Source organism: Desulfofundulus salinus, assembly GCF_003627965.1.
GTDB lineage: Bacteria > Bacillota > Desulfotomaculia > Desulfotomaculales > Desulfovirgulaceae > Desulfofundulus > Desulfofundulus salinus.
On record NZ_RBWE01000001.1, the window covers coordinates 1,260,977 to 1,285,894 of the forward strand.

Below are 24,918 nucleotides of genomic sequence, written 5' to 3' on the forward strand. Positions count from 1 at the left end.
CTGAATAATTAGCGGAAAATTGTTACACGTCATATACAGCCATATTATCACTGCTGGGGATTGCTGTCAAATGGCATTCCGCTTGACAGCGTCGGTGGGATCCGATAAAATTTAGTGTAAAGTGTCTATCCTTTATAGGTTTTACTCCAGTTTTCCAGCTGGGGTCAGCAGGAGGACGGGGCATGGAGAAGCTGGCCTGGATGAACCTCCTTTATGATTTTTACGGGCAGCTGTTGACCCAGCGTCAGCAAAAGTTTGTGGAACTTTACTACGCCCATGATCTTTCCCTGGGCGAAATTGCCGAACAATTTGGTGTCAGTCGCCAGGCAGTTCACGACGTGCTGAAAAGGGCGGAGCACATTCTCACCCGGTATGAGGAAAAACTGGGCCTGGTGGCCAAATTTATGGAACAGCGGCGCCGCCTGGGCGAAGCCCTGGCGCTGCTGGATGAAAATAGTTCGATGAACGAGGAAACTCTATCGCAGGTACGGGAAATCCTGCGGGGTGTAATGGGGTGAGATTATGATATTTGAAGGCCTGGCTGAAAAGTTGCAGGAAACCTTCCGCAAGTTAAAAAGTAAAGGTCGGCTTACGGAGGCCGATGTGGACGAGGCTATGAAAGAAGTGCGCCGGGCCCTTCTGGCCGCCGACGTGAATTTCCAGGTGGTAAAATCTTTCGTTGCCCGGGTTAAGGAGCGGGCGGTGGGTCAGGATGTCCTGTCCAGTTTAACACCGGCGCAGCAGGTTATTAAAATTGTGCGGGATGAGCTGGCCGGTTTGATGGGTGGGACCCAGAGCAAGCTCAACCTGGCCCCCAAGCCGCCCACCGTGGTGATGATGGTGGGGTTGCACGGGGCTGGGAAAACCACCACGGCGGCCAAACTGGCCAACCTGATGCGCAAACAGGGACGCCGCCCCATGTTGGTGGCGGGCGACGTCTACCGCCCGGCGGCCATCAAACAATTGCAGGTGCTGGGGGAGCAACTGGGTATCCCTGTATTTTCCATGGGGGACCGGCATACCCCGGTGGATATTGCCCGGGCGGCCGTAGAACACGCCGTAAAACAGGGCCGGGACCTGGTGATCATTGATACAGCCGGAAGGTTGGAAATAAATGAAGAGATGATGGCCGAGCTGGAGACCCTCAAAGCTGCCGTGCGTCCCCACGAGATTTTGCTGGTGGTGGATGCCATGACCGGCCAGGTGGCGGTTAATATAGCCGAGACTTTCAATAAACGGCTGGGACTGGACGGGGTGGTGCTTACCAAACTGGATGGTGACACCCGGGGTGGGGCGGCCCTGTCCATCAAGGCCGTTACCGGCTGTCCCATTAAATTTGTGGGGGTGGGTGAGAAGCTGGATGCCCTGGAACCCTTCCACCCCGACCGCATGGCCGACCGGATTCTGGGCATGGGGGATGTACTCACCCTCATTGAAAAGGCCCAGGCCAATTTCGACGCCGAACAGGTGGCCCGGCTGAATAAAAAGATCCGCAGTGCCGATTTTACTCTGGATGATTTCCTGGAGCAGCTCCAGGAAGTGAAGAAGCTGGGGCCCATCCAGCAGATCATCAGCATGATCCCCGGGCTGGGCAATATGAAGAAGCTAAAGGAACTGGGGGATATTGACGACAGGGAACTGGTTTATGTGGAAGCCATTATCAAATCCATGACCCCCTGGGAACGGGCCCATCCCCACGAGATCAACGGCAGCCGCCGCCGGCGCATTGCCCGGGGCAGCGGGACCACGGTGCAGAAGGTTAACAGCGTTTTAAAGCAGTTTGAACAGACGCGCAAAATGATGCGCCAGCTGGCTGAAATGGGCAAAGGAGGCAAAAAGGGGGGCAAGCTGCCCAGAAACTTATTCCTGGGTAAAGATAACCCCTTATTTTAAGATACATCCCATCAAGGAGGTGAATACCTGTGGCCGTTAAGATCAGGTTGAGAAGGATGGGGGCCAAGAAAAACCCTTTTTACCGTATTGTGGTGGCGGATTCCCGTTCCCCCCGGGACGGCCGGTTTGTGGAAGAGCTGGGGTATTATGACCCCTTGAAGGAGCCGGCTGAAATCAAGATTGACGAAGCCAGGGCACTGAAATGGCTCAAGAACGGTGCCCAGCTTACCGATACCGCCCGGGCGTTGTTCCAGAAAGCCGGGTTGCTGAATAAGCCCGCCGGGGAGAGCCAGTAGGGTTTAGGGAGGTCTAATGTATATGAAGGAAGTGGTGGAGATCCTGGCCAAGGCCCTGGTGGACCAACCGGACAAAGTTTGCGTCAATATGATTGAAAAGGATAAATCCTGCCTGATTGAACTGAAGGTAGCCCCGGAAGACATGGGCAAGGTAATTGGCAAACAGGGTCGTATTGCCAGGGCCATCCGCACCGTGGCCAAGGCTGCGGCCGCCAGGCAGCGCAAAAAAGTAACCGTGGAGATAGTATAGGGGAGGGAATCTTTACCCTCCCCTGGTAAATATTTAATAGAACCGTTATGACAAGGGTGCGGTGCTGTCGGCGCGAAGCATTGGAGTGAGCGAGGACCCAGCACTCACTGGGATACTGGCCTTTTCCAAAACCTGATGTTTCAATTAAACCTGAAACACCGGGAGCAAAGTCATAATCTGGTGAGTGCTGGGCCGCATCCAACCAGGTTCACTGAAATATCTACCTCCCCTATACATACATGCGTTTTTTTGCCCGTCGGTGAGGCGATAAACTTATGCATAAATTGACTATAATTTGTCCCGTTTTGGTTAAGGTTAAAGTTACCGAAGGATACAAACAAAAATTAAGCGCCGATATCCAGCAAGCCATCCGCCAGATCGATTTGCAGATGCAGCACCTGGAATTTCAGGCCCGGCGCGTGGTGGCCGAGCTGGAAAAGCAAAATCCCCAGGGTGTACCTGCCGCCCGGCAGCAAATTGAACAGGAGCGCGCCCGCCGGCTGGAGGCCCGGCAAAAGCTCCTGGATAAACTAAAGGAAGTAGCCCGGCTGACTCCCGGGGAAGAGGTAGTCCACGGGCAGCTTCAAAGTTTGGTGGAATTGAAAGTCGGGGACAACTGGCAGGAGGTTACCGGTATGGAAGTCATCCTGGAGGATGGTGTGGTCATGGAGATCCGGCCAACCGGAGGGAATGCCCTCGATGGTTGAATACATTAACATCGGCAAGATAGTCACCACCCAGGGTCACCGGGGGGAAGTGCGGGTCTTTCCCCTCACCGATTTTCCCGAGCGCTTTGAGCAAATGGACGAGGTGATAATTTACCACAACGGGGAAAGAAAAACCTATCACATTGAAAAAACAAGGCGCCACAAAGGGTTTATTGTCCTTAAATTCAGGGAGGTGCCGGACATGAATGCGGCCCTGGCCCTGAAAGGAGCCTTACTGCAGGTAACCACTGAACAGCTGGTTGCCCTTCCTGAAGACACGTACTACATCTTTGAGATTATCGACCTGGACGTATATACCCTGGGTGGTGAGTGGTTGGGAAAAGTTACCGATGTATTAACCACCGGTGCCAATGATGTATATGTGGTACAGGAGGAGGGCAAACGTCCCCTGCTGATACCTGCATTAAAAAGCGTGGTCCGGAATATTGATCTGGACCAGAAACGCATGGTGGTGGACCTGCCTCCAGGCCTGCGGGACTAGTGGGTGAACTGGAAATGGTGGTAGATATATTAACCCTTTTCCCGGAAATGTTTGCCGGTCCCTTTGACGCCAGCATTATTAAAAGGGCCAGGGAGAAGGGACTTGTAGAGATCAACCTGATCAATATCAGGGATTTTTCCCGGAATAAGCACCGTACCGTGGATGACACCCCTTACGGGGGTGGGGCGGGTATGGTGATGGCCGCGGAACCCCTGTTTGAGGCTATGGACTGGATCCGTGCCCGGCGGGGAGATCCTGGTAGGGTCATTTTGCTGTGTCCGGCCGGCCGCCCCTTCAACCAGGAGGTGGCGGCGGAACTGGCCCGGGAGAAACACCTGGTCCTCATCTGTGGTCATTACGAGGGTATTGACGAGCGGGTGGCGGAACACCTGGTCACGGACGAGATCTCCATTGGCGATTATGTGCTCACCGGCGGGGAGTTGCCGGCCATGGTGGTGGTAGATGCCGTATGCCGCTTAATTCCCGGGGTGCTCGGGGAAAGGGCCTCGGCACAGGAAGAGTCCTTCAGCGACGGCCTGCTGGAATATCCCCACTACACCAGGCCCAGGGAATACCGGGGCTACAGAGTACCGGAAGTGCTTTTAAGCGGTCATCACGAAAAAATCCGCCTCTGGCGACGGCGCCAGTCTTTGCTGCGCACCCTGGCCAGCCGTCCTGACCTGCTGGCCAGGGCCTCCCTGACCGGGGAGGACAGGAAAATCCTGGCCTCGGTTCTGGAAGAAATAAAAAGCCTGATCCAGTAATGCCTTGCTTTGCTGGTAATCGCTGTGCTATAATTTATTCTGTTGATTTACGGACGGTCCAGTGTTGGACTTGATCATATGACTGTCGTCTAGCAGGAAAGGGGGGCGTTAGATGAACCTGATTCAATCCCTGGAACAGGAGCAAATGAAAACGGATATTCCCGATTTTCGTCCCGGGGACACCGTAAGGGTGCATGTGAAGGTAGTGGAAGGAAACCGGGAACGGATTCAGGTATTTGAAGGGGTAGTTATCCGTCGCCGTGGCGGCGGCCTGAGCGAAACCTTTACCGTACGCCGGGTTTCCTACGGAGTGGGAGTAGAAAGGACTTTTCCCCTGCATTCTCCGAGGATTGAACGCATCGAGGTGGTACGGCGGGGCCATGTGCGCCGGGCCAGGCTTTATTACCTGCGTCAGCTGCGGGGCAAGGCCGCCCGCATTCGGGACAGAAGATAGTTTTAACCCAGGGGGACTGCCGCGACAGTCCCTTTTTGGCTTTTACGCCTGATGGGAGGGAAGCGATCAATGGAGGATGTGGAACGCGAAACGAACCTGGCCGAAACAGCCCGGCAACCGGAAGGCAAAAAATCTACTTTCGGGGAAATTCTCGAGTCGGTAGTTGTAGCTGTTCTTCTGGCTGCCGTAATCAGGCTTTTTATTTTAGCTCCCTTTTATATCCCGTCGGGTTCCATGGAGCCGACCCTGCAAATAGGAGACCGCATCATTGTCAGCAAGCTTGCCTACCGTTTTGGCGAACCCCGGCGCGGTGATATTGTGGTCTTCAAGTACCCTTTAGATCCCAGCCGGGATTTCGTAAAACGGCTCATTGGTCTGCCCGGAGAAACAGTGGCCCTGCGCAACAACCACCTTTATATTAACGGGCGCCTGGTGACCGAAGATTATTTACCCCAGGACATCCATTTTGCCGATTTCGGTCCCGTGCAGGTTCCTCCCGGCTATTATTTAATGCTGGGGGACAACCGCAATAACAGCGATGACAGCCGGGTCTGGGGTCCCCTTCCCCGGCAGAACATCGTTGGAAAGGCCATCCTGGTCTACTGGCCCCTTGAACGCATCGGGTTACTGCATTAAAAGGTGATCAAATATGTCCATTCAGTGGTACCCCGGCCATATGGCCAGGGCAAGGCGGCTGGTTCAGGAAAACCTGAAACTGGTGGATGTGGTCATTGAACTATTGGATGCCCGGATTCCGGCCAGCAGCCGCAACCCGCTCATCGGTAAAATCGTGGGCGGGAAACCCCACCTGGTGGTGCTGAATAAGGAGGATCTGGCCGACCCGCATCTTACCCGCCTCTGGCTGGACTGGTTTCGTGGCTGTGGTCTGCCGGCTCTGGTGGTAGACTCTACCCGCCGGAAAGGCGTGGCGGAAGTCCCCATGCTGGTAAGGCGCCTGGTGGAAGATAAGATAGCTTCCCTGGCTGCCCGCGGCAGGCGCCCCCCTAATCCCCGCTGTATGGTGGTAGGTATACCCAATGTGGGCAAATCTTTTTTTATTAACGCCCTGGTGGGGAGCCGCGTTACCCGCACGGGTAACCGTCCGGGTGTGACCAGGGGACAGCAGTGGGTCCGGTTGGCCCGGGGAGTGGAGCTGCTGGACACCCCCGGGGTGCTCTGGCCTAAATTTGATGATCCCCAGGTGGCCTTGAAATTGGCCGCCACCGGTGCGATTAAAGAAGAGGTTTTTGATGTAGAAGAGGTGGCCGCCTGGCTGGCGGAGTGGCTGTTGCAATCATTTCCCGCTTCTTTAAAGGAGCGTTACCGTTTGGAAGAGCTTCCGGCTCAAGGTCACCGGGTGCTGGAGTTAATTGGTGCCAAAAGGGGTTTGGTGGGACCGGGAGGTGTCGTGGACAGCTACCGGGCCGCCGTTCACTTGTTAAAGGAATTTCGGGAAGGACGCCTGGGGCGGTTTACACTGGATGTCCCGCCTGGATAATGAAAAAAAGGGAGTAAAAAATCTTTCCCCTGGGGAGGGATTTGTGTCTAAACCGCGAAAAATTTACTTAAATATATTATGTAGCTTAAGCGAAAGAAAGGCCTGACTTAGTTGGATAGTTTGGAGAGCTGGTACCGTTACGAAGAAGAGCTTTTGTACCAGGGTTATTCCCTGGTGGCCGGGGTGGATGAAGCCGGGCGGGGTCCCCTGGCCGGCCCGGTGGTGGCGGCGGCCGTGATTTTACCTGGCCGGGTGTTCCTCCCCGGGCTAAACGACTCCAAGAAGGTTTCCCCCGAGCGGAGGGAGGACCTGGCTCACCGGATTAAACAGGTGGCTCTGGATTGGGCCATCGGTATCTCTACCGTTAACGAGATAGAGCTTTTAAACATTCATTTTGCCTCCCTTTTGGCCATGCGCCGGGCAGTACAGGGTTTGTCGGTGGTGCCGCAGTTCTTGCTCGTAGATGGCCGCTTTCCTCTGAATTTATCTTTGCCCCAGCGAGCCCTGGTGGGGGGAGACGCCTCCAGTGCTTCTATTGCCGCGGCATCTATTCTGGCCAAGGTTACCAGGGACCAGCTCATGCAGGTTTGCCACCATCTCTACCCGCAATACGGCTTTGACCGCCACAAGGGCTATCCCACTTCCGCCCACCGGCAGGCTCTGGCCCGCTGGGGGCCGTGCCCTCTGCACCGGGCCAGCTTCCGTGGAGTGCGGTAGTTTTTGCAGGCGGATAAAATCCCTGCGCCGGGGAGTTACAGAATTCACAAGTCATTTTTTACCGGGCCCTGAAACAGCCCGGTTTGATGTGGAGTGAATTTACTTGTGAAAGGGGGGAGATAAGGGTGCTTTCGGAATGGACGGGGGTACTGTTATTTCTCATCGGTGGGTTGCTTGTTGGTGGCGGAGCTATAGTAACCAGTTATTTGATTCACCCGCGTCGTTACCAGGGGCAGAAGTATGAGCCCTATGAGTGCGGCGTGGACACCATCGGCCCCACCTGGGTGCAGTTCAAGACTAGCTATTTCCTCTACGCTTTGCTTTTTGTCATTTTCGACGTGGAAACAATTTACCTGTATCCATGGGCCGTCAAGTTCCAGAGCCTGGGGTTGTTTGCTTTTATTGAAATGATTATCTTCCTCTTCATTTTAATTGTGGGCCTCTGGTATGCCTGGAAGGAAGGAGCGTTAGAATGGAAGTGACCAAGGATAACCACCCGGTGGAAAAACTGACGAAGGACCCGGCAGTTGTCGGTGAGGTCAAGCGATTGGTTCATATCGCACCTTTGGAAAAGCTCCTGAATATTGCCCGGGCCCATTCCCTGTGGCCGCTGGGCTTCGGCCTGGCCTGCTGTGCCATTGAGGCCCTGATGGCTACCAACGCTTCACGCTTCGATCTCTCCCGTTTCGGATACGAGGTGATGCGCGGAACCCCGCGGCAGGCCGATGTGATGGTTGTGGCGGGTACGGTGACCAAAAAGGCGGCTCCCTTTGTGGTGCGGCTCTATGAGCAGATGAGTGAGCCCAAGTGGGTCATTGCCGTGGGGAGCTGTGCCATTTCCGGAGGGCCCTTTGTAGATTCCTATTATGTTGTTCCCGGGGTGGATAAGCTTTTGCCGGTGGATGTATACGTACCCGGCTGCCCGCCCCGGCCCGAGGCCGTCATCGAAGGTTTTATGATGCTGCGGGACAAAATCAAGAATCCAAAGGTGGTGACACTGCCCCGTGGCTAGTTATGAACCGCCTGTCCAGTTGCTGGAAGCGCTGAAGGAAAAATTCCCCGCCATCGAGATCGCCGGGGAAGGGGTGCTCCTTGTTTCCACTGCCGATCTCATCCCTGTGATAACCGAATTAAAGGAAAACCCCGACTACGCTTTTGATTTTCTAACCAACCTCACGGCAGCTGATTACCCGGATCATTTTGAGGTTGTTTACAACCTGGTTTCCCTGAAACACAATTACACCCTGATGGTCAAGGTGAAGCTGGAGGACAAGGAGAATCCTGCCGCACCTTCCCTGTGCCCGCTCTGGGGTGGGGCCAAATGGCAGGAACGGGAGGTATACGATTTGATGGGGATCAACTTCACGGGTTATCCCGGCCATCCCACCCGCATCCTCCTGGACGATAGCTTCAAGGGCCACCCCTTGCGCAAGGATTTCCAATGGGAAGGTGGCAGGGAGTAGCCTTCCACGATTTTCGGGAGGTGTGTAAATGAAAACACAAACTTACGTGCTCAACATGGGTCCCCAGCATCCCAGTACCCACGGTGTTTTCCGGATCATCCTGGAGCTGGACGGCGAGGTGGTGGTGAAGGCCACTTCCGTTCCCGGCTACCTGCACCGGGGTATTGAAAAGCTGGCGGAAGCCCGGACCTACACCCAGGTAATTCCCTACACCGACCGCATGGACTACCTGGCTTCGATGCTCATGAACTGGGGTTATGTGGCGGCGGTGGAAAAGCTGATGGGTGTCGAAGTGCCCGAGAGGGCTGAATATATCCGGGTCATTGTGGGTGAGCTTTCCCGGATTGCCAGCCATTTGGTGGCCGTAGGCACCTACAGCGTGGACATCGGCGGGTTTACCGGATTTCTTTATTGCTTCCGGGACCGGGAGCGGGTGCTGGATCTTCTGGAAATGGTTTCCGGTTCCCGCATGACTTTCAGCTACTTCCGCATTGGCGGTGTAGCCGATGATTTACCCCCCGAGTTTTTCCCGCCCCTGCAAAAATTCTTAAAAGATCTGCCCTCCCTGTGCGATGAATACGACGGCCTGATCACGGGCAACGAGATCTTCCAGGCCCGTACAAAATACGTCGGGATCATCACTCCCGAGATGGGTATCAATTACAGCCTGAGCGGTCCTGTTTTAAGGGGCAGCGGTATTCCCTATGACCTGCGCAAGGTGCGCCCCTACGGCGTATACGACCGCTTTGACTTTGAAGTGCCGGTGGGGAAAAACGGGGACTGCTTTGACCGTTTTGTCTGCCGGATCAAAGAAATCCGCCAGTCGGCCCGCATTATCCAGCAGGCGGTGGAGGGCCTGCCCGAGGGTCCCATTATGGCCAAAATACCCAAAGTGATCAAACCCCCGGCCGGGGAGGCCTATGCGGAAATTGAAAGCTCCAAGGGCATCCTGGGCTGCTATGTGGTCAGCGATGGCAGTCCCAAGCCCTACCGGGTGCACTTCCGCCGGCCCTCCTTCATTAATCTGGGCTATCTGGATGAACTGCTGGTGGGCTGGAAGATTGCCGATGTCATCGCCATCCTGGGCAGTCTGGATATAGTTCTGGGTGAAGTTGATTGCTAAAAAATGGAGTTAGGGGAGAAGAGGCATGGGTGAAAATATTTTTACCGGTATTGCCGCGGGCCTGCGAACCTATCTGGCCGGTGCCGGTGTGCCTCCCTTGGCCAGTGAATTTATCGTCATGGTCGTTAAGCTACTGGCAGTTATTATATTTGTTTCCCTCAACGTCGTCTGGCTGGTGTACATGGAGCGGAAGGTCGCCGCTTATATCCAGTGCCGGATCGGACCCAACCGGGTTGGTCCCAAGGGCCTGCTCCAGACTGTAGCAGACGTGGTGAAACTTCTGGCCAAGGAAATTATTATCCCGCGGCGGGTGGATAAGGTCGTTTATCTGGCCGCTCCCGTCCTTGTGTTTGTTCCCCCGATGATGGCCTTCGCGGTCATCCCCTGGGGAGAGGGCATGGCCCCCATTGACCTGAACATCGGCGTTTTTTACGTGCTGGCCGTTGCTTCCCTTTCCACCATCATCTTCTGGATGGGCGGCTGGTCCTCCAACAACAAATACTCCCTGGTGGGCGGCATGCGGGTGGTGGCTCAGATGGTCAGTTACGAGTTGCCCCTGGTGCTTTCCCTGCTGGGAGTAATCATGCTCACCGGTACCCTGAGCATCACCGAGATTGTCAATGCCCAGCGCGGCACGTGGTTTATTTTTGCGCAGCCCCTGGCCTTCCTGATTTACTTCATTGCCGGGGTATCCGAGGTCAACCGTACCCCCTTTGACCTGGTGGAAGGCGAGTCGGAGATTATTGCCGGCCCCTACACCGAGTACAGCGGCATGGGCTATGCCATGTACATGCTGGCGGAATACGGCAGCATGATGGTCATTTCCTGCATGTGCACCATCATGTTCCTGGGCGGCTGGCTGGCTCCCTTCGGGTGGACCTTCCTGCCTTCCTGGTTCTGGTTCTTTATCAAGGTCTACGCCATGATCTTCATCTTCATGTGGATCCGCTGGACTTACCCCCGTATCCGGGTTGACCAGTTAATGGGCTTTGGATGGAAAGTGCTGGTGCCGCTTTCCCTGGCCAACATATTTGTTACCGGTGTGGGCATGTACATCTACCGGGCGATAGGGTGGTGATTGAATGTTCGGACAAGGTCTATTAAAGGGCCTGGCCATCACCTGGAAGGAACTGTTTACCAGGAAGGTTACCGTGCAATATCCAGAAGAAAAGGTTCCCCTGCCTGAACGTTATCACGGTCGCTTTGAACTGGATGTGGATAAGTGCATTGCCTGCGGCCTGTGTGCCAACGCCTGTCCCAATAAGGTAATTCAGATTACCAGGGAGAAGGTGGGCAAAAAGCAGTACCTGACCAAATATGTCATGCGTATTGAATATTGCCTGTTCTGCGGGTTGTGTGTGGAGTCATGCAATAAAGACGCTCTTAAGTTCAGCCATGTAATCAACATGAACCAGTTCTTCCGGGACAAGGTGCGCCTGGTGCTGGTGGATCGTCCTGCTCCCGAAGCTTTACCCGAGGAGGAGCCGGCGGAAGCAGCTGCCGAACATCCGGCGGGGGCCCGGGCCAAGACCGCCAGGGCAGAAGTGGCCGCCGGCAAGGCTCCTGGCGAGGAGGGTTAATTTATATGGAAGGCATTTGGATGACTGCCGCTTTCTACCTGCTGGCCGCCACCATCCTGGGATCGGCTCTCCTGGTGGTCATGCTCAGGAACATCGTGCACTCGGTGCTCTGGCTGGCGGTGTGTTTTGTGGCCATGGCCGGTCTGTTCCTGACCCTGGACGCCGATTTTCTGGCCGCGGTGCAGGTACTGGTGTATGCCGGTGCGGTGTGTATCATGGTGGTCTTTGGTATCATGCTCATCCAGCGCGGCGACATGGGGAGCACCAACCTGTTTAACAACCAGACCAAAGCTGCGGCAGGGGTGGTGGCCCTGGTGCTGGTCGTTTGCGGTTATCTTGCCGCAACCACCCCTTGGGCGAGCCCGGCTGCGGCCGTGCCGGAAAAAACCGTGGAAAGCATAGCCGAAATTATGCTGAGCAAGTACGTCATTCCCTTTGAAGTAGCTGCCATTCTCCTGCTGGTGGCCCTGGTGGGAGCCATTTTCCTGGCCAAGGAGGTAAAAGCCGATGTTCACAACGATTAGCCTCACCCACTACATGGTGCTATCGGCGCTGCTTTTTGGTATCGGTCTCTTTGGCGTGCTGGCCAAAAGGAATGCCATTGCAGTGCTCATCTGTATTGAGTTGATGCTCAATGCCGTGAACATTAACCTGGTGGCCATCAGCAAGTATATAACCCCCACCCTTTTCATGGGCCAGCTCTTTGCCATTTTCGTAATCACGGTGGCCGCTGCCGAAGTGGGGGTTGGGTTGGCCATCATCATTGCCATCTACCGCAACAGGGTATCGGTTAACCTGGATGACTTTGACTGGCTTAAGTGGTAGGAAAGGTGGGTGTCCAACGAGATGGTTGAATTTGCGATGCACCACGCCTGGCTGGTGCCCCTGCTGCCTGCTCTGGCCTTTTTAGCCATCGTCTTTTTGACCAGGCCCTGGCCCATGCTCAGCGCCCTGGTGGCCGTGGCCGGAATAGTGGGTTCCTTTATCGTTTCGGCCCTGGCAGCATACGGCGTGTTTACCAATCCGGCATTTAAGGAAGAACCCCTGGTCTACGCCGTGCGGTGGTTTTCCATGCCCGGCCTGCAGATAGACGTAGGGGTGCAGCTTGATCCCGTATCGGCCATGATGATTTTCATGGTCTCCATGGTGGCGTCCCTGATCTTTATTTACGCCATCGGTTACATGAAAGGCGATCCCGGCTTTTCGGTGTTCTTCTCCTATGTTTCCCTGTTTGCTGCCTCCATGCTCCTGCTGGCCATTTCCAGCAACCTGCTGGAAATGTTTGTGGCATGGGAGTTGGTCGGTCTGTGTTCCTACCTGTTGATCGGGTTTTACAGCCACAAGATTTCCGCCCGGGAGGCGGCAAAGAAAGCCTTTATCACCTGCCGTGTTGCCGACTTCGGTTTATTGCTCGGGCTTTTGTCGCTGCAAATTGTCTTTGGCACTTTGAACCTGGTGGAGCTTTCCGAAAAAATTGCCCACTTCGAGCAATATACCACTTTCGGCGTGTTAAGCCTCATTGCCGTGCTGGTGTTTATCGGGCCCATCGGTAAGTCGGGTCAGTTTCCCCTGCACGTGTGGTTGCCGGATGCCATGGAAGGCCCCACCCCGGTCAGCGCCCTGATCCACGCCGCTACCATGGTGGTGGCCGGTGTCTACCTGGTGGCCCGGACCATGTTCCTCTTCCACGAAGTGCCCAATGCCATGGAACTGGTGGCCATCACCGGTGGTTTCACGGCCCTGTTTGCCGCCACCATTGCCGTCACCCAGCGGGAAATCAAGCGCATTCTGGCCTACTCCACGGTCAGCCAGATTGGTTATATGATGCTGGCCCTGGGGGTGGGCAGCATGACGGCCAGCCTGTTCCACATGTGGACCCATGCCTTCTTTAAAGCCCTCATGTTCCTGGGCGCCGGCAGCGTGCTGCATGCCCTGCACCACAAGGCGGACGTGTGGGAGATGGGCGGCCTGATCAAGAAAATGCCCGTTACCGGCTGGACTTTTGTCATTGGTGGCCTGGCCATAGCCGGTATTCCCCCCTTTGCCGGGTTCTGGAGCAAGGACGAAATCCTGGCCGTGACCCTGGAGAGCGGGCATTATGTCCTCTTTGTCATGGCTGCCTTTACCGCTTTCCTGACCGCCTTTTACATGTGGCGGCTGATCTTCCTGACCTTCTTTGGCGACGAGAATCCGGAGAACCACCCGCACGAATCTCCTCCGGTAATGACCCTGCCCTTGATCGGCCTGGCTATTTTATCTACCGTTGGCGGCCTGGTGGGGACTCCCTGGGCGCCCTACTGGGGCGAGTGGATCTTCTTTGGTCATCCTCACCACGTAGAGCCCAACTACTGGGTCATGATCGGCTCCATCGTGCTGGCCGCAGCCGGCATTTACCTGGCCTACCAGCTCTACTGTGCGGATAAGACCAAAGCCAGGGCAAAGGAACTGGCCGAACGTTACAAGCACATCTACACCATCCTGTACAACAAGTACTATATTGATGAAATCTACCTCTGGTTCAACCATACCATCATTGATGGTGCGGCCAAACTGTTCTACCTGTTCGACATCTATGTGGTGGACGGCGTTATCGTCAACGGCCTGGGCGCCCTGACCTGCCTGTTTGGCGAAGGCCTGCGGGTGACCAACACCGGCCGGCTCCAGAACTACGCCCTGGTGTTTTTCCTGGGTGTGCTGGCCGTGGTCGTTCTCCTGGCCTTTACCGGTCCTTCGGCTGCCAGCCTGATTGTGGGGGGTGTGAAGTAAATGGAAGGCTTCCCCGTTTTACTAACCATCCTGCTTGCTCCCGTGGTGGCAGCGGTGATCATGGCTTTTATTCCCCGGGAGGAGCACATGCTCATTAAATGTATCGCGGCTACGGGAACCTTCATTTCCATGGCCCTGTCCCTGTACGTGTACTTTGCCTACGACCAGTCCCTGGGCGGTCTGCAGTTTGTGCAGCAGGTGCCCTGGATTAAGGATCTGGGCGTCACTTTCTTCCTGGGCGTGGACGGCATCAGCCTGCCCATGCTGTTGCTGACCAACCTGATTGGTTTTTCGGCGGTTTTTGCTTCCTGGAATGTCGACCACCGTCCGCGGGATTTCTTCATCCTGCTGTGTCTCTTGATCACCGGTGTGATGGGCACCTTTGTGGCCCAGGACCTGTTTATCTTCCTGCTCTTCTACGAAGTGGTGGTCATTCCCATCTACATCCTGGTGATCATCTGGGGTAGCACCAAGCGGGTAACCAAGGAATACGCCGGTATGAAGCTGACCATCTACCTTTTGATTGGTTCAGCCTTCCTGCTGGTAGGCGTGATCGCCCTGTTTATGAAGACTGCGGCCATTTCCGGCGTGCCCGATATGAGCTTCACGGGCCTGGCCCGGGCCGCCCAGGGGTTGAGCGATTTCGACCAGAAATGGCTCTTTGCCCTGATGCTTTTTGGCTTTGGTTCGCTTCTCTCCATGTGGCCCTTCCACTCCTGGTCGCCCGACGGTTACGCCGGCGCTCCCACGGCGGTGAGTATGATTCACGCCGGGGTGCTGAAAAAGATCGGTGGTTACGGTTTAATTCGCATCGCCCTTTATGTCCTGCCGGTGGGCGCTAAATTCTGGGCACCGGTGATTGCCGTGCTCGGTGTATGTGGCGTGGCTTATGCGGCTATGGCGGCCCTGGCCCAGAAAGACCTCAAGTATATTGTCGGTTACTCCAGCGTGAGCCACATGGGTTATGTGCTCCTGGCCGTGGCTTCCCTGAACGTCGTCGGCTTAAACGGCGCCGTGGCCAACATGTTTGCCCACGGGATCATGGCGGCACTGTTCTTCTCCACCATCGGCTTCATTTACGAAAAGACCCACACCCGCTGGATTCCCGATCTGGGCGGATTGGCCCGGCAGACACCCCGCCTGGCCGTGGCCTTCATGCTGGCGGCCATGGCTTCCCTGGGTCTGCCCGGCCTGGTGAGCTTTATACCCGAGTTTACCATCTTTGTGGCCTCCTTCAAGGTTTACGGGGGCCTGGCCGTGGTGGCCATTGCCGGGATTATCATCACCGCCCTTTATGCCCTGCGGGCCGGTGCCAACACCCTTTTTGGGCCGCCCCGTCCTGAGTATGACTCTCTGAAGGACATCCGGGGTCCCGAGCTGGTGCCCCTGGCCGTACTGGGTACCGTTCTGGTGGTGGGCGGTCTTCTCCCCTTCCTGCTCTTCGACATGGTCAATAGCGGCATCGTGCCCCTGATGGCCGAGATTAGCGGTGCGCTTCAGTTAGGGGGGAGTTTTTAGATGAATGTGGATCTCTCGTTGTTGGCGCCTGAGATTGCCATGGCCATCCTGGGCCTTGGTGTACTGATCCTGGGGTTGCTCGTTCCCAAAGGCTCCCGTCACGGCCTGGGCTGGGTTACGGCCCTGGGGTTGCTGGGAGTGCTGGGGTTGACCATCGCCGGGTGGAACAATCAGGGTTCCCTTTATGAAGGCATCTTTATCGTTGACCGGTATGCCATCTTCTTCAAGATAACCTTCCTCACGGCGGCCTTTCTGGTCACCCTGGGCTGTATGCGCTACGTTGACGAGATGGGCGATCAAAGCGAGTATTACAGCATGATGCTGTTTGCCACCCTGGGGATGATGGTGCTGGCTTCGGCCGGAGACTTCATGACCCTCTACCTGGGGTTGGAGCTCATGACCATTGCCTTTATCGTGCTGGTGTGCTTCCGCCGTACCGAAACCAGGTCGGTGGAGGCCGGGATTAAATACATCCTCCTGGCGGGAATGTCCTCGGCGGTGCTGTTGTACGGCCTGAGCCTGGTTTACGGTGTGACCGGGTCGGTGGTCATCTCCGAAGTGGGTCAGGCGGTAACCACAGAGCCCGTGCCCGCCCTGATCCTGGGCGTGGCCATGCTGGTGGCGGGCCTGGGTTTCAAGATTTCCGCCGTGCCCTTCCATATGTGGACGCCGGATGTGTACGAAGGGGCACCCACACCGGTGACCTCCTTCCTGGCCGTAGGCTCCAAGGCAGCCTCTTTTGCCATCCTGTTGCGGGTGTTTGTAGCGGCCCTGCCGGGGCTCTGGGCCCACTGGACCATGCTGGTGGCCATTCTTTCGGCTGTCACCATCATTGTGGGCAACCTGGTGGCCATTCCCCAGACCAACATCAAGCGCCTGCTGGCCTACTCCAGTATCGCCCAGGCGGGCTACATCCTGGTCGGTCTGGTCACCGCCAGTGAAGCCGGGATTAAAGGCGTAATGTTCTACGCTTTCCTGTATGTCTTTGCCACCATCGGCGCCTTTACCGTGGCCGCCTATTTCTACAATGTAACCGGCAGTGATGAAATCAAGGACTATGCGGGTTTGAGCCAGCGCTCCCCCTTGATGGCCGCGGTAATGGTCATCTCCATGCTCTCCATGGCCGGCATTCCGCCCCTGGCGGGCTTTGTGGGCAAATTCTATCTCTTCAAGACCATTGTGGACAATTACCTGTGGCTGGCCTTCATCGGCCTGATCATGAGCATGGTGTCGGTCTACTACTACCTGCGGGTGGCCCTGGTCATGTACCGGGACGAACCGGTTGATCATACGCCCATTTCTTTGAGCGGCCCGGTGGCCCTGACCCTGATCATCACCATGGTGGCCACCCTGGTGCTGGGCATTTATCCCGGACCGCTGTCGGAAGTGGTCAACACGGCGGCTCATTCCTTCTTCCTCCCTTAGGAATAGACCGCAGGTACACAACAAACCGGAAGCGGGGTTTCAACGCCCCGCTTTCTTATCGTCCCTGCAGGGCTTGAAACCGGGCGCCGGCCGCGGCCCAGTTTATGTTCTGGAAGAAGGCTTCGATATAGCTCCGGCGGTCGGTGCCGTAATCAATGTAGTACGCATGTTCATATACATCCAGGACGAGGATGGGCTGCGTGCGGACAAAAATCCCCACATTATGGGCGTCGGCCGAGTAGTTGTGCAAAAAGCCGTCGTCCTGGTCGTAGGACAGGATCACCCATCCCCGTGAGGCCAGCCCCGAAGCTTTGAAATCGTTTTCCCAAAACTCATAAGAGCCGTAACTGAAAACAATAGCCTCATAAAGGGCGCCTGTGGGCCGGCCTCCCGGTCCTCCCAGGTTGCCGAAATATAGCTCGTGCAGCTTTACGCCGTTTGTGGCGTAGCTCTCTTCCACCTTCAGTTCCCGCAGGGGGCTGTAGGTGGAGTTGGCCGACGCACGGTCTACCGTACGCAGGCGGTTACGAATTTCGTTGGTTTTGTTGACATAACCATCATAAAGTTTGTAGTGCTCCTGAATGGTCCGGGCGGAAATGCCCCTTAAGCGCAGCAACTCCGGCGGCAGCGGCTTGGCTCTGACCGGGGTGAACGCCCCCCCGCTGGGCGGGTAATCCATGTCACCCACGTGAACTATCTGCCTGTCGCCCGCCATATGCTCTTCCTGGAGGTGCCTTTTACTGGCGTAGCGCCCGGTAACCTGGCCATCCATGTGGAAATCCCCTCCCGTAAATTTCTTGTTATTATATGAATTTCTCTTTCCAGATGTTTCCTTGCAAGTATTGTTAATAGCTTTTTAACCAGCTTAGAAAGGAATAAGAGAATGTTTAGAGAAATAAACCAGCAATGTAATTGATCAGAACGGAGTGGTGAAAATGGCTGAGGATCTGGCCCTTGAAGCAAGGAACAGGGCGGGGAACTACTTCCGTGAGGGCTATAACTGTGCCGAGTCCATTTTTTTAACTTTCCGGGAACTGGTGGTCCCGGAGGTGGAGCGGGATCTCGTCCGCCTGGCCACCGGTTTTGGAGGCGGGTTGGGACACGCGGGGTGCCTCTGCGGGGCGCTGACCGCTTCCACCATGGTTCTCGGCCTGCTTTGCGGGCGTACCGATCACCGGCAGGACCGCTACCGGGCCTACGGGCTGGTCAAAGATTTCCACGACTGCTTTGAAGAAAAGTTTGGGGCTACCTGTTGCCGGGCCTTAAACCCCCATCCCTTTGATACACCGGAACACCTGCGCTACTGCCTGAAGATTACCGGAAATACGGCCAGGCTGCTCATGGAGTACCTGCAGGAGAAAAATTTAATTTAGTGCCGGCTCAAAGGGGGAAGTCCGGTGACCCTGCGGAGAAAAGCCCAGGGGCGCAAGGGAGAAGAGGAGGCGGCCCGTTACCTGGCCGGGCAGGGCTACTGCCTGCTGGAGCGTAATTTTCGCTGCCCCCATGGGGAAATGGACATCATTGCCCTGGACGGCCGTACACTGGTCTTTGTGGAGGTGCGCAGCAGGGCAACGGATAATTTCGGCCTGCCCCAGGAAAGTGTGGGCCGGCAAAAACAGGCCAGGTTGCGCCGGGTGGCCCGCTACTACCTGGCGGCGAGCGGGGGACACCGTGGGCCGGTGCGTTTCGATGTCCTGGCCATTAAATACGGGCTTAACGGCCGGGTGGAATCCCTGGAGCATATAAAAAATGCTTTTTGATTGCCGGCAGGAGGAAAATCGCGCCCGGTGTGGAAACAAAAAAATGCCAGTATACACTCTGAAAACCCGGAGTAGCCACGGAACGTGAACGTACTGAAGTTTGCTTGAGCAACGGGGCAAGATAATCGTCCAGGTAGTTGGGATAGCATTTAATGGAAAATTTAAATGCCGGATGATGGCTGCTTGAAGGGCGATTAACCTTTTTTTAATCCTTCGCCCGGTAAAGCAGCAGGACGGACCTCTGGAGAGATTCCTTCCCCTCAGGAAGGAACACCGACGGGGCAAGTTTCCCGTAAGCGGGAAATGAAACTCTCAGGTTCCAGGACAGAGGAGATGGTTATGATCGATCTCCCCTGTCCTTGTTTTTTTGGGGGAGTTGGCCATACTAATGTCAGGTTGGGTTAGGAGGTACCTGCCATGGAAAATTTGCAAAAGACCCCCCTGTATAACAAGCACATTGAGAGCGGGGGCAAGATGGTTAATTTTGGTGGCTGGGCCCTGCCGGTTCAATATAGCAGCATCATTGAGGAGCACCAGGCCGTACGGGAAAGAGCCGGCCTCTTTGACGTTTCCCATATGGGGGAAATCCGGATCAGCGGTCCCGGTGCCCTGGCCCTGGTGCAAAAGGCCGTTACAAACGATGTTTCCAGGCTTTCCCCATTCCAGGCCCTCTACACTCCCGTGTGCCTTCCCCGGGGAGGCGTAGTTGACGATATCCTGGTGTACCGCCTGGGACCGGAAGAGTTTTTGCTGGTGGTCAACGCTGCGAACAAGGATAAGGACTACGCCTGGTTTGGTGAACTGGCCGTTGAATTTCCCGGGGTGTCCGTTGAGGATATCTCCACCCAGACGGCCCAGCTCGCCCTGCAGGGCCCCCGGGCGGCGCAAATTTTGGCCGGGCTGACTCCTGCAAACCTTGCTCCCCTCCGGTATTACTGGGCCAGCCCCGATGTGGAGGTGGGCGGTGTAAAATGTATGGTCTCCCGTACCGGGTATACGGGTGAAGATGGTTTCGAACTCTATTGCCCGGCCGAAGAAGCGTCCCGGTTGTGGGATGAAATAATGTCCGCGGGGCAAAAAGAGGGTCTGGTACCCTGCGGCCTGGGTGCCCGGGACACCCTGCGGTTTGAAGCGGCCATGCCCTTATACGGCCATGAGCTAAATGAAAATATCACTCCCCTGGAGGCCGGTCTGGAGCGTTTTGTCAGCTGGGAAAAGGATTACTTTATCGGAAAGGAGGCGCTTCTACGGCAAAAGAAGGAGGGAGTCAAACGCTGCCTGGTGGGTTTTGAAATGGTAGACCGGGGGATACCCCGCCAGGGGTATGCCATCGCCCGGGACGGACAGGTTATTGGCGAAGTAACCTCCGGCACCCAGAGTCCCACCCTGGGTAAAGCTCTGGGGATGGGGTACGTGCCGGTGGAGTATGCCGCCATAAATTCGGAGCTGGAGGTGATCATCCGGGGCCGGAGTAGCCGGGCAAAAGTGGTACCAACACCTTTTTACCGGCGAAAGTAGTCAGACAAAAAGTTAAGGTACGTCAACGCAAACCTAAAAAACGGAATCATTCCAAGATTACCTTCTAAATCAATCTAAGGGGGTTTTGCTCATGTATCCTGCCGACCTGAAATATTCCAAGGATCACGAATGGATCCGCGTGGAGGGGAACCGTGGAACCGTCGGCATTACCTTTTATGCCCAGGAGTCCCTGGGGGATGTGGTCTACGTAGACCTGCCCCAGGTTGGGGATGAAGTGGCTGCCGGGGAGTCCTTCGGTACGGTGGAGTCGGTGAAATCGGTTTCCGACCTCTATGCTCCGGTAAGCGGTAAAGTGGTGGAGGTCAATCAGGAAGTCATTGATCACCCCGATTTGATCAACAAGGACCCCTATGGCGATGGCTGGTTGATCGTGGTTGAAATGTCCGACCCTGGGGAGCTGGACGACCTGATGGACGCCAAAGCCTATGAGGAAATGGTGAAAGAGAGTTGATCTACAAATGAGATACATCCCGAATACACCTGCCGACCGGCAAAAAATGCTGGCGGATATCGGGGTTGGCTCAGTGGAAGAGCTCTTTGCCGATATACCGGAACAGGTGCGCTTAAAAAGGGAGCTGGACCTGCCCGATGCCCTTTCCGAGCCAGAGCTGGTTCGTCACATGGAAAAACTGGCCGGGAAAAACGGGGATACGGGCCGCTATACCTGTTTTTTGGGCGGGGGTTACTACGACCATTATATACCCGCAGTGGTCCCCGCCCTGCTGGCCCGTTCCGAGTTTTACACCGCCTACACCCCCTACCAGGCCGAGATCAGCCAGGGTACCCTGGCCGCTATTTACGAGTTTCAGACCATGATCTGTGAACTAACTGGCATGGATGTGGCCAATGCCTCCATGTATGACGGGGCCACCGCGCTGGCCGAGGCGGCGGCGGTGGCGACGGGGGCAACCGGCCGGCACCGGGTTGTAGTGGCCCGAACGGTTCACCCGGAATACCGGCAGGTTTTAAACACCTACCTGGAGCCCCGGGGAGTGGAGCTGGTAGAGTTGCCCTTTGCCGGTGGAATAACTGTAACGGATAATCTGGACCAATATATAGACCGGCAGACGGCGGCGGTATTGGTGCAGCAACCTAACTTCTTTGGCTGCCTGGAAGATGTCCATTCCCTGGAACAGGCCGCACGCGGGGCGGGGGCCCTGTTTATTGTCAGTGCCGATCCGATATCCCTGGGCCTGCTTAAACCACCCGGGGAATATGGAGCCGACATCGTGGTGGGCGAGGGTCAATCCCTGGGCCTGCCCCTGAGCTTTGGCGGTCCCGGTTTTGGGTACTTCGCCGCCCGGGAAAAATTCCTGCGCCGCATCCCCGGCCGGGTGGTAGGGGCCACCACCGATGTCCACGGCCGCAGGGGATTTGTGCTGACTTTGCAGGCCCGGGAGCAGCATATTCGCCGGGAAAAGGCCACTTCCAACATCTGTTCCAACCAGGCCCTTTGTGCCCTGGCGGCCACCATTTACCTGTCGGCCATGGGTCCGGCGGGCTTGCGCCGGGTGGCCGGGCTTTGTGCCCAAAAGGCTGCCTACGCCAAAAAACGCCTGGCCGGTGTGAAGGGTATCACGGTAGCCTTTACTGCCCCTTCCTTTAAGGAATTCGTGCTTAAAAGTGAGTATCCCGTAACCGGGGTTCAGGAAGTGCTGTTGCGACGCGGGCTGGTGGCCGGCCCGGATCTTGGATGCTTTTACCCGGAACTCTCCAACCACCTGCTGGTGGCCGTTACCGAAAAACGCACTAAGGAAGAAATTGACCGGCTGGCGGAAGCCCTGGAGGAGGTGGCAGGATGATCAAAAACCCGTGGAATGAAAAGCTCATCTTTGAACTGGGCGCTCCCGGCCGGCAGGCCTTTTCCCTGCCCGCAAGCGATGTGCCGGAAGTGGATCTGGATTGGCCGGAAAATATGCGACGGGAAAAAGCTCCCGGCCTGCCGGAAGTGAGCGAGCCGGAACTGGTACGGCATTTCACCGCCCTTTCCCGTTTAAACCACGGGGTGGACACCGATTTCTACCCCCTCGGATCCTGTACCATGAAGTACAACCCCAAGGTAGATGAGGCGTTGGCCGCCCTGCCCGGATTTGCCGGCATCCACCCCTACCTGCCGGAAGAACTGGTTCAGGGTGCCCTGCAGTTAATTTATGAGATGGAAACCTACCTGGCGGAAATCGGCGGCATGGAGCGGGTGACCATGCAGCCTGCGGCGGGGGCCCATGGTGAGCTGGCGGGGATCTTGTTGATCCGGGCTTACCACCGCCAGCGGGGGGAAAACCGCACAAGGATTCTTGTTCCAGACTCGGCCCACGGCACCAACCCGGCTACGGCGGCCATGGCCGGTTACCAGGTGGTCAGCGTGCCTTCGGATCGCCGGGGCGGGGTGGATGTGGCGGCCCTGGAAAAACTCCTGGATGACCAGGTAGCCGGACTCATGCTTACCAATCCCAACACCCTGGGCCTGTTTGACGAGAACATTCATATCGTTGCCGATCTGGTCCACCAGGCCGGCGGACTTTTGTACTACGATGGGGCCAACGCCAACGCCATTCTCGGATACAGCCGTCCCGGAGACATGGGCTTTGATGTGGTGCACTTTAACCTGCATAAAACCTTTGCTACGCCCCACGGCGGCGGTGGGCCCGGGTCCGGACCGGTAGGGGTGAAAAAGGAACTGGTTCCTTTCCTGCCTGTACCCCTTGTGGACTACGACGGAAAGCGTTATTATTTTAACTACGACCTGCCCCATTCCATTGGCAAGATGCGCTCCTTTTACGGCAATTTCGGCGTGGTGGTCAAGGCTTACGCCTACATCCGCTCCATGGGGCCCGACGGTTTGAAGCAGGTAAGCCAGGACGCGGTGCTCAACGCCAACTATCTCATGGCCCACTTGAAAAAGTATTTCTACCTGCCCTACGACCGCCTTTGCAAGCACGAATTTGTCCTTTCGGGCAAGTGGCAAAAGGAGCGTTACGGCGTCAGGACCCTGGATATGGCCAAACGGCTCTTAGACCATGGGTTTCACCCGCCAACCATTTACTTCCCGTTGATCGTGGAAGAAGCAATGATGATCGAGCCCACGGAAACGGAAAGCAAGGAAACCCTGGACCGTTTCATTGCCTCCATGATCGAGATTGCCCGGGAGGTGGAGGAGGATCCCGAGAAGGTAAAGGGAGCCCCCTATACCACCTACCTGGGACGGCTGGACGAAGCGACTGCCGCCCGCAAGCCCGACCTGCGCTGGCGTGCCGGGAGCTGATGGTATAACGGTGTGTCGGTAAGAGGCCCGGGCGGTTTACCAGCCCGGGCTGCCTGGAAAGGAGGGCCAGATAAATGTCTAGCGGGGAAACAAAAGCCGCTGCGGCTGCGTGGCCCCGTCAATGGCGTTTGCTGGAGACGGGAGCCTCCGACGGGGCCACCAATATGGCCGTGGATGAAGCCATTTTAATTCATCACAGCCGGGGTGAGGTGCCGCCCACCTTGCGCTTTTACCGGTGGGACCCGCCCACCCTGTCCCTGGGGTACTTTCAAAACGCCGACCGGGAAGTAGACCGGGAAGCCTGCCGGCGCATGGGCATTGGCCTGGTACGCCGCCCCACCGGAGGCCGGGCCGTTCTCCACGACCGGGAAGTAACCTATAGCGTTACCATTGCCCAGGAATTCCTGCCCGGTAGTGTGCTGGAAACATACCGCCTGTTGAGCCAGGGACTGGTGGCCGGTTTGCGGTTGCTGGGGGTAGAGGTGGACTTGTTCAATCCTGATAAAACGCAGCGGGAATTGCGATCCAAACTATCGGCCGCCTGTTTCGACACCCCCTCGGGATATGAAGTAGCGGTAGCGGGCAAGAAACTGGTGGGGAGCGCCCAGGTCCGGCAGCGGGGAACCATTCTCCAGCACGGTTCTATACTGCTCAGTGTAGATGAAGAGAAACTTTTTGCCGTCCTGGCCTTTCCGTCGGAAGCGGTGCGTCAGCGGGTGAAGGCGGCTTTTGGGGTGAAGGCCACCGCACTGGACCGGGTACTGCCCCAGGCACCCGGCTACGACCAGGTTTGCCGTGCCGTGGCCCGGGGATTTGCTACGGCTCTGGGCATCGATCTAATTCCGTCAGAACTGACCGCGGGTGAGCGTCTCACGGCCCGAAAACTGGCGCTCGAGAAATATAGTTATTTGAACTGGCACGAACAAGGCAGATTAGAGGATATATCCCCATAAATTACCCGTTGATCTTTCAGTGCAAGTGCATTAATATATATACCTGCCGACGGTAATTAGAAAGTAAAAAATGGCTCTTGACTCGAGTAGCAGTAATGTGATACAATCAAAAATGCGCGTTGAGCGCGGGTAGTGGTCCTTGAAAACTAAACAGGGAGGAAGAAGGCAGGGGGGAAGGTATAGCGGAAGCGCCATTAAGAGGTGCGGAAGCGGCCTGAACCTCGTTGGAAGGCGAGCAGTAATTCCGAAGAGCATGGACGGACTTGAAGTTTAATGGAGAGTTTGATCCTGGCTCAGGACGAACGCTGGCGGCGTGCCTAACACATGCAAGTCGAGCGGGGTTAAGGTGAGAGCTTGCTTTTGCCTTAACCTAGCGGCGGACGGGTGAGTAACGCGTGGATAACCTGCCCATTAGACCGGGATAACGCCGGGAAACTGGCGCTAATAC

General features: G+C 56.3%; 30 protein-coding genes and 1 riboswitch. Of the genes, 29 read left to right on the plus strand and 1 reads right to left on the minus strand.

What is annotated here, in order from left to right:
* Positions 1 to 182: 182 nt before the first annotated feature.
* From ylxM to D7024_RS06535, 22 genes are all read left to right on the plus strand, one after another.
* Positions 183 to 518, plus strand: coding sequence for a YlxM family DNA-binding protein (gene ylxM / locus D7024_RS06430; RefSeq protein WP_121451050.1), 336 nt, complete (start codon positions 183 to 185; stop codon positions 516 to 518).
* A gap of 4 nt (positions 519 to 522) precedes the next feature.
* On the plus strand, positions 523 to 1,893 hold the full coding sequence (gene ffh, locus D7024_RS06435) for a signal recognition particle protein (protein WP_207666900.1): 1,371 nt from the start codon (positions 523 to 525) through the stop codon (positions 1,891 to 1,893).
* Positions 1,894 to 1,922: 29 nt separating this feature from the next.
* On the plus strand, positions 1,923 to 2,189 hold the full coding sequence (gene rpsP, locus D7024_RS06440; protein ID WP_121451051.1) for a 30S ribosomal protein S16: 267 nt from the start codon (positions 1,923 to 1,925) through the stop codon (positions 2,187 to 2,189).
* 22 nt (positions 2,190 to 2,211) lie between these two features.
* Positions 2,212 to 2,439 carry a KH domain-containing protein gene (locus D7024_RS06445; protein ID WP_121451052.1) on the plus strand — a complete coding sequence of 76 codons (228 nt, stop codon included), beginning with the start codon at positions 2,212 to 2,214 and terminating at the stop codon, positions 2,437 to 2,439.
* A gap of 275 nt (positions 2,440 to 2,714) precedes the next feature.
* Positions 2,715 to 3,146 carry a YlqD family protein gene (locus tag D7024_RS06450; RefSeq protein WP_121451053.1) on the plus strand — a complete coding sequence of 144 codons (432 nt, stop codon included), beginning with the start codon at positions 2,715 to 2,717 and terminating at the stop codon, positions 3,144 to 3,146.
* Positions 3,139 to 3,648 (plus strand): ribosome maturation factor RimM, encoded by a 510-nt coding sequence (gene rimM, locus D7024_RS06455; protein ID WP_121451054.1) that lies wholly within the window; start codon positions 3,139 to 3,141, stop codon positions 3,646 to 3,648. The genes D7024_RS06450 and rimM overlap by 8 nt, the downstream gene beginning before the upstream one ends.
* Positions 3,649 to 3,662: 14 nt before the next feature.
* Positions 3,663 to 4,412 (plus strand): tRNA (guanosine(37)-N1)-methyltransferase TrmD, encoded by a 750-nt coding sequence (gene trmD / locus D7024_RS06460; RefSeq protein ID WP_121452490.1) that lies wholly within the window; start codon positions 3,663 to 3,665, stop codon positions 4,410 to 4,412.
* A 112-nt stretch (positions 4,413 to 4,524) separates the two neighbouring features.
* A complete protein-coding gene (gene rplS, locus D7024_RS06465; RefSeq protein WP_013823197.1) occupies positions 4,525 to 4,866 on the plus strand; it encodes a 50S ribosomal protein L19 in 342 nt (113 codons plus the stop codon).
* A gap of 69 nt (positions 4,867 to 4,935) precedes the next feature.
* Positions 4,936 to 5,502, plus strand: a complete 567-nt coding sequence (gene lepB / locus D7024_RS06470; protein WP_121451055.1) for a signal peptidase I — start codon at positions 4,936 to 4,938, stop codon at positions 5,500 to 5,502.
* A gap of 13 nt (positions 5,503 to 5,515) precedes the next feature.
* Positions 5,516 to 6,364, plus strand: coding sequence for a ribosome biogenesis GTPase YlqF (gene ylqF / locus D7024_RS06475; RefSeq protein ID WP_121451056.1), 849 nt, complete (start codon positions 5,516 to 5,518; stop codon positions 6,362 to 6,364).
* A gap of 111 nt (positions 6,365 to 6,475) precedes the next feature.
* Positions 6,476 to 7,081 (plus strand): ribonuclease HII, encoded by a 606-nt coding sequence (rnhB, locus tag D7024_RS06480; RefSeq protein WP_121451057.1) that lies wholly within the window; start codon positions 6,476 to 6,478, stop codon positions 7,079 to 7,081.
* 125 nt (positions 7,082 to 7,206) lie between these two features.
* Positions 7,207 to 7,563 carry an NADH-quinone oxidoreductase subunit A gene (locus tag D7024_RS06485; RefSeq protein ID WP_013823193.1) on the plus strand — a complete coding sequence of 119 codons (357 nt, stop codon included), beginning with the start codon at positions 7,207 to 7,209 and terminating at the stop codon, positions 7,561 to 7,563.
* Positions 7,554 to 8,093, plus strand: a complete 540-nt coding sequence (locus D7024_RS06490; protein WP_121451059.1) for an NADH-quinone oxidoreductase subunit B — start codon at positions 7,554 to 7,556, stop codon at positions 8,091 to 8,093. Before D7024_RS06485 ends, D7024_RS06490 begins: the two co-directional genes overlap by 10 nt.
* Entirely contained in the window at positions 8,086 to 8,544 is a 459-nt protein-coding gene (locus D7024_RS06495; RefSeq protein ID WP_013823191.1) for an NADH-quinone oxidoreductase subunit C, read from the plus strand. Before D7024_RS06490 ends, D7024_RS06495 begins: the two co-directional genes overlap by 8 nt.
* A 28-nt stretch (positions 8,545 to 8,572) precedes the next feature.
* Entirely contained in the window at positions 8,573 to 9,667 is a 1,095-nt protein-coding gene (locus D7024_RS06500; RefSeq protein ID WP_013823190.1) for an NADH-quinone oxidoreductase subunit D, read from the plus strand.
* 25 nt (positions 9,668 to 9,692) lie between these two features.
* Entirely contained in the window at positions 9,693 to 10,745 is a 1,053-nt protein-coding gene (gene nuoH / locus D7024_RS06505) for an NADH-quinone oxidoreductase subunit NuoH (protein WP_121451060.1), read from the plus strand.
* A 4-nt stretch (positions 10,746 to 10,749) separates the two neighbouring features.
* Positions 10,750 to 11,247, plus strand: coding sequence for a NuoI/complex I 23 kDa subunit family protein (locus D7024_RS06510; RefSeq protein WP_121451061.1), 498 nt, complete (start codon positions 10,750 to 10,752; stop codon positions 11,245 to 11,247).
* A gap of 5 nt (positions 11,248 to 11,252) precedes the next feature.
* Positions 11,253 to 11,771 carry an NADH-quinone oxidoreductase subunit J family protein gene (locus D7024_RS06515; protein WP_121451062.1) on the plus strand — a complete coding sequence of 173 codons (519 nt, stop codon included), beginning with the start codon at positions 11,253 to 11,255 and terminating at the stop codon, positions 11,769 to 11,771.
* Complete coding sequence (gene nuoK, locus D7024_RS06520; protein ID WP_013823186.1) at positions 11,755 to 12,072, plus strand: NADH-quinone oxidoreductase subunit NuoK; 318 nt, start codon at positions 11,755 to 11,757, stop codon at positions 12,070 to 12,072. The genes D7024_RS06515 and nuoK overlap by 17 nt, the downstream gene beginning before the upstream one ends.
* Positions 12,073 to 12,093: 21 nt before the next feature.
* On the plus strand, positions 12,094 to 14,013 hold the full coding sequence (gene nuoL / locus D7024_RS06525; RefSeq protein WP_121451063.1) for an NADH-quinone oxidoreductase subunit L: 1,920 nt from the start codon (positions 12,094 to 12,096) through the stop codon (positions 14,011 to 14,013).
* On the plus strand, positions 14,014 to 15,531 hold the full coding sequence (locus tag D7024_RS06530; RefSeq protein WP_013823184.1) for a complex I subunit 4 family protein: 1,518 nt from the start codon (positions 14,014 to 14,016) through the stop codon (positions 15,529 to 15,531).
* Positions 15,532 to 16,956: an NADH-quinone oxidoreductase subunit N gene (locus D7024_RS06535; RefSeq protein WP_121451064.1), complete on the plus strand. Its 1,425-nt coding sequence runs from the start codon at positions 15,532 to 15,534 to the stop codon at positions 16,954 to 16,956.
* Positions 16,957 to 17,011: 55 nt separating this feature from the next.
* Here the strand turns inward: D7024_RS06535 and D7024_RS06540 are convergent, their stop codons facing one another.
* A complete protein-coding gene (locus D7024_RS06540) occupies positions 17,012 to 17,728 on the minus strand; it encodes a superoxide dismutase (RefSeq protein ID WP_243113717.1) in 717 nt (238 codons plus the stop codon).
* A 163-nt stretch (positions 17,729 to 17,891) separates the two neighbouring features.
* On the opposite strand from D7024_RS06540, the gene D7024_RS06545 reads away from it, so the two are divergent.
* The 7 genes from D7024_RS06545 (at position 17,892) to D7024_RS06575 (ending at position 24,470) form a co-directional block, all read left to right on the plus strand.
* Positions 17,892 to 18,329, plus strand: coding sequence for a C-GCAxxG-C-C family protein (locus D7024_RS06545; protein ID WP_121451065.1), 438 nt, complete (start codon positions 17,892 to 17,894; stop codon positions 18,327 to 18,329).
* A 24-nt stretch (positions 18,330 to 18,353) separates the two neighbouring features.
* Complete coding sequence (locus D7024_RS06550) at positions 18,354 to 18,716, plus strand: YraN family protein (protein ID WP_121451066.1); 363 nt, start codon at positions 18,354 to 18,356, stop codon at positions 18,714 to 18,716.
* A 231-nt stretch (positions 18,717 to 18,947) separates the two neighbouring features.
* A riboswitch (glycine riboswitch) is annotated at positions 18,948 to 19,054 on the plus strand.
* A 79-nt stretch (positions 19,055 to 19,133) separates the two neighbouring features.
* Complete coding sequence (gene gcvT / locus D7024_RS06555) at positions 19,134 to 20,234, plus strand: glycine cleavage system aminomethyltransferase GcvT (RefSeq protein ID WP_121451067.1); 1,101 nt, start codon at positions 19,134 to 19,136, stop codon at positions 20,232 to 20,234.
* Positions 20,235 to 20,325: 91 nt separating this feature from the next.
* Positions 20,326 to 20,706 (plus strand): glycine cleavage system protein GcvH, encoded by a 381-nt coding sequence (gene gcvH, locus D7024_RS06560; protein WP_121451068.1) that lies wholly within the window; start codon positions 20,326 to 20,328, stop codon positions 20,704 to 20,706.
* A gap of 7 nt (positions 20,707 to 20,713) precedes the next feature.
* Positions 20,714 to 22,057: an aminomethyl-transferring glycine dehydrogenase subunit GcvPA gene (gene gcvPA / locus D7024_RS06565; protein ID WP_121451069.1), complete on the plus strand. Its 1,344-nt coding sequence runs from the start codon at positions 20,714 to 20,716 to the stop codon at positions 22,055 to 22,057.
* Positions 22,054 to 23,517, plus strand: a complete 1,464-nt coding sequence (gene gcvPB / locus D7024_RS06570) for an aminomethyl-transferring glycine dehydrogenase subunit GcvPB (RefSeq protein ID WP_121451070.1) — start codon at positions 22,054 to 22,056, stop codon at positions 23,515 to 23,517. The genes gcvPA and gcvPB overlap by 4 nt, the downstream gene beginning before the upstream one ends.
* Before the next feature lie 74 nt (positions 23,518 to 23,591).
* Positions 23,592 to 24,470 carry a lipoate--protein ligase family protein gene (locus D7024_RS06575; RefSeq protein ID WP_121451071.1) on the plus strand — a complete coding sequence of 293 codons (879 nt, stop codon included), beginning with the start codon at positions 23,592 to 23,594 and terminating at the stop codon, positions 24,468 to 24,470.
* Positions 24,471 to 24,918: the final 448 nt, after the last annotated feature.

What these genes read in the sequence shown, in the direction of transcription:
- D7024_RS06535 (WP_121451064.1), top strand. Translation starts at nt 15,532, where the DNA reads ATGAATGTGGATCTCTCGTTGTTGGCGCCTGAGATTGCCATGGCCATC.
- ffh (WP_207666900.1), top strand. Translation starts at nt 523, where the DNA reads ATGATATTTGAAGGCCTGGCTGAAAAGTTGCAGGAAACCTTCCGCAAG.
- D7024_RS06575 (WP_121451071.1), top strand. Translation starts at nt 23,592, where the DNA reads ATGTCTAGCGGGGAAACAAAAGCCGCTGCGGCTGCGTGGCCCCGTCAA.
- D7024_RS06540 (WP_243113717.1), bottom strand. Translation starts at nt 17,728, where the DNA reads ATGGATGGCCAGGTTACCGGGCGCTACGCCAGTAAAAGGCACCTCCAG.
- ylqF (WP_121451056.1), top strand. Translation starts at nt 5,516, where the DNA reads ATGTCCATTCAGTGGTACCCCGGCCATATGGCCAGGGCAAGGCGGCTG.
- ylxM (WP_121451050.1), top strand. Translation starts at nt 183, where the DNA reads ATGGAGAAGCTGGCCTGGATGAACCTCCTTTATGATTTTTACGGGCAG.
- rimM (WP_121451054.1), top strand. Translation starts at nt 3,139, where the DNA reads ATGGTTGAATACATTAACATCGGCAAGATAGTCACCACCCAGGGTCAC.
- gcvPA (WP_121451069.1), top strand. Translation starts at nt 20,714, where the DNA reads ATGAGATACATCCCGAATACACCTGCCGACCGGCAAAAAATGCTGGCG.
- gcvH (WP_121451068.1), top strand. Translation starts at nt 20,326, where the DNA reads ATGTATCCTGCCGACCTGAAATATTCCAAGGATCACGAATGGATCCGC.
- nuoK (WP_013823186.1), top strand. Translation starts at nt 11,755, where the DNA reads ATGTTCACAACGATTAGCCTCACCCACTACATGGTGCTATCGGCGCTG.
- D7024_RS06510 (WP_121451061.1), top strand. Translation starts at nt 10,750, where the DNA reads ATGTTCGGACAAGGTCTATTAAAGGGCCTGGCCATCACCTGGAAGGAA.
- D7024_RS06490 (WP_121451059.1), top strand. Translation starts at nt 7,554, where the DNA reads ATGGAAGTGACCAAGGATAACCACCCGGTGGAAAAACTGACGAAGGAC.
- nuoL (WP_121451063.1), top strand. Translation starts at nt 12,094, where the DNA reads ATGGTTGAATTTGCGATGCACCACGCCTGGCTGGTGCCCCTGCTGCCT.
- D7024_RS06530 (WP_013823184.1), top strand. Translation starts at nt 14,014, where the DNA reads ATGGAAGGCTTCCCCGTTTTACTAACCATCCTGCTTGCTCCCGTGGTG.
- gcvT (WP_121451067.1), top strand. Translation starts at nt 19,134, where the DNA reads ATGGAAAATTTGCAAAAGACCCCCCTGTATAACAAGCACATTGAGAGC.
- nuoH (WP_121451060.1), top strand. Translation starts at nt 9,693, where the DNA reads ATGGGTGAAAATATTTTTACCGGTATTGCCGCGGGCCTGCGAACCTAT.
- D7024_RS06545 (WP_121451065.1), top strand. Translation starts at nt 17,892, where the DNA reads ATGGCTGAGGATCTGGCCCTTGAAGCAAGGAACAGGGCGGGGAACTAC.
- rplS (WP_013823197.1), top strand. Translation starts at nt 4,525, where the DNA reads ATGAACCTGATTCAATCCCTGGAACAGGAGCAAATGAAAACGGATATT.
- D7024_RS06450 (WP_121451053.1), top strand. Translation starts at nt 2,715, where the DNA reads ATGCATAAATTGACTATAATTTGTCCCGTTTTGGTTAAGGTTAAAGTT.
- D7024_RS06445 (WP_121451052.1), top strand. Translation starts at nt 2,212, where the DNA reads ATGAAGGAAGTGGTGGAGATCCTGGCCAAGGCCCTGGTGGACCAACCG.
- D7024_RS06515 (WP_121451062.1), top strand. Translation starts at nt 11,253, where the DNA reads ATGGAAGGCATTTGGATGACTGCCGCTTTCTACCTGCTGGCCGCCACC.
- D7024_RS06500 (WP_013823190.1), top strand. Translation starts at nt 8,573, where the DNA reads ATGAAAACACAAACTTACGTGCTCAACATGGGTCCCCAGCATCCCAGT.
- trmD (WP_121452490.1), top strand. Translation starts at nt 3,663, where the DNA reads ATGGTGGTAGATATATTAACCCTTTTCCCGGAAATGTTTGCCGGTCCC.
- lepB (WP_121451055.1), top strand. Translation starts at nt 4,936, where the DNA reads ATGGAGGATGTGGAACGCGAAACGAACCTGGCCGAAACAGCCCGGCAA.
- gcvPB (WP_121451070.1), top strand. Translation starts at nt 22,054, where the DNA reads ATGATCAAAAACCCGTGGAATGAAAAGCTCATCTTTGAACTGGGCGCT.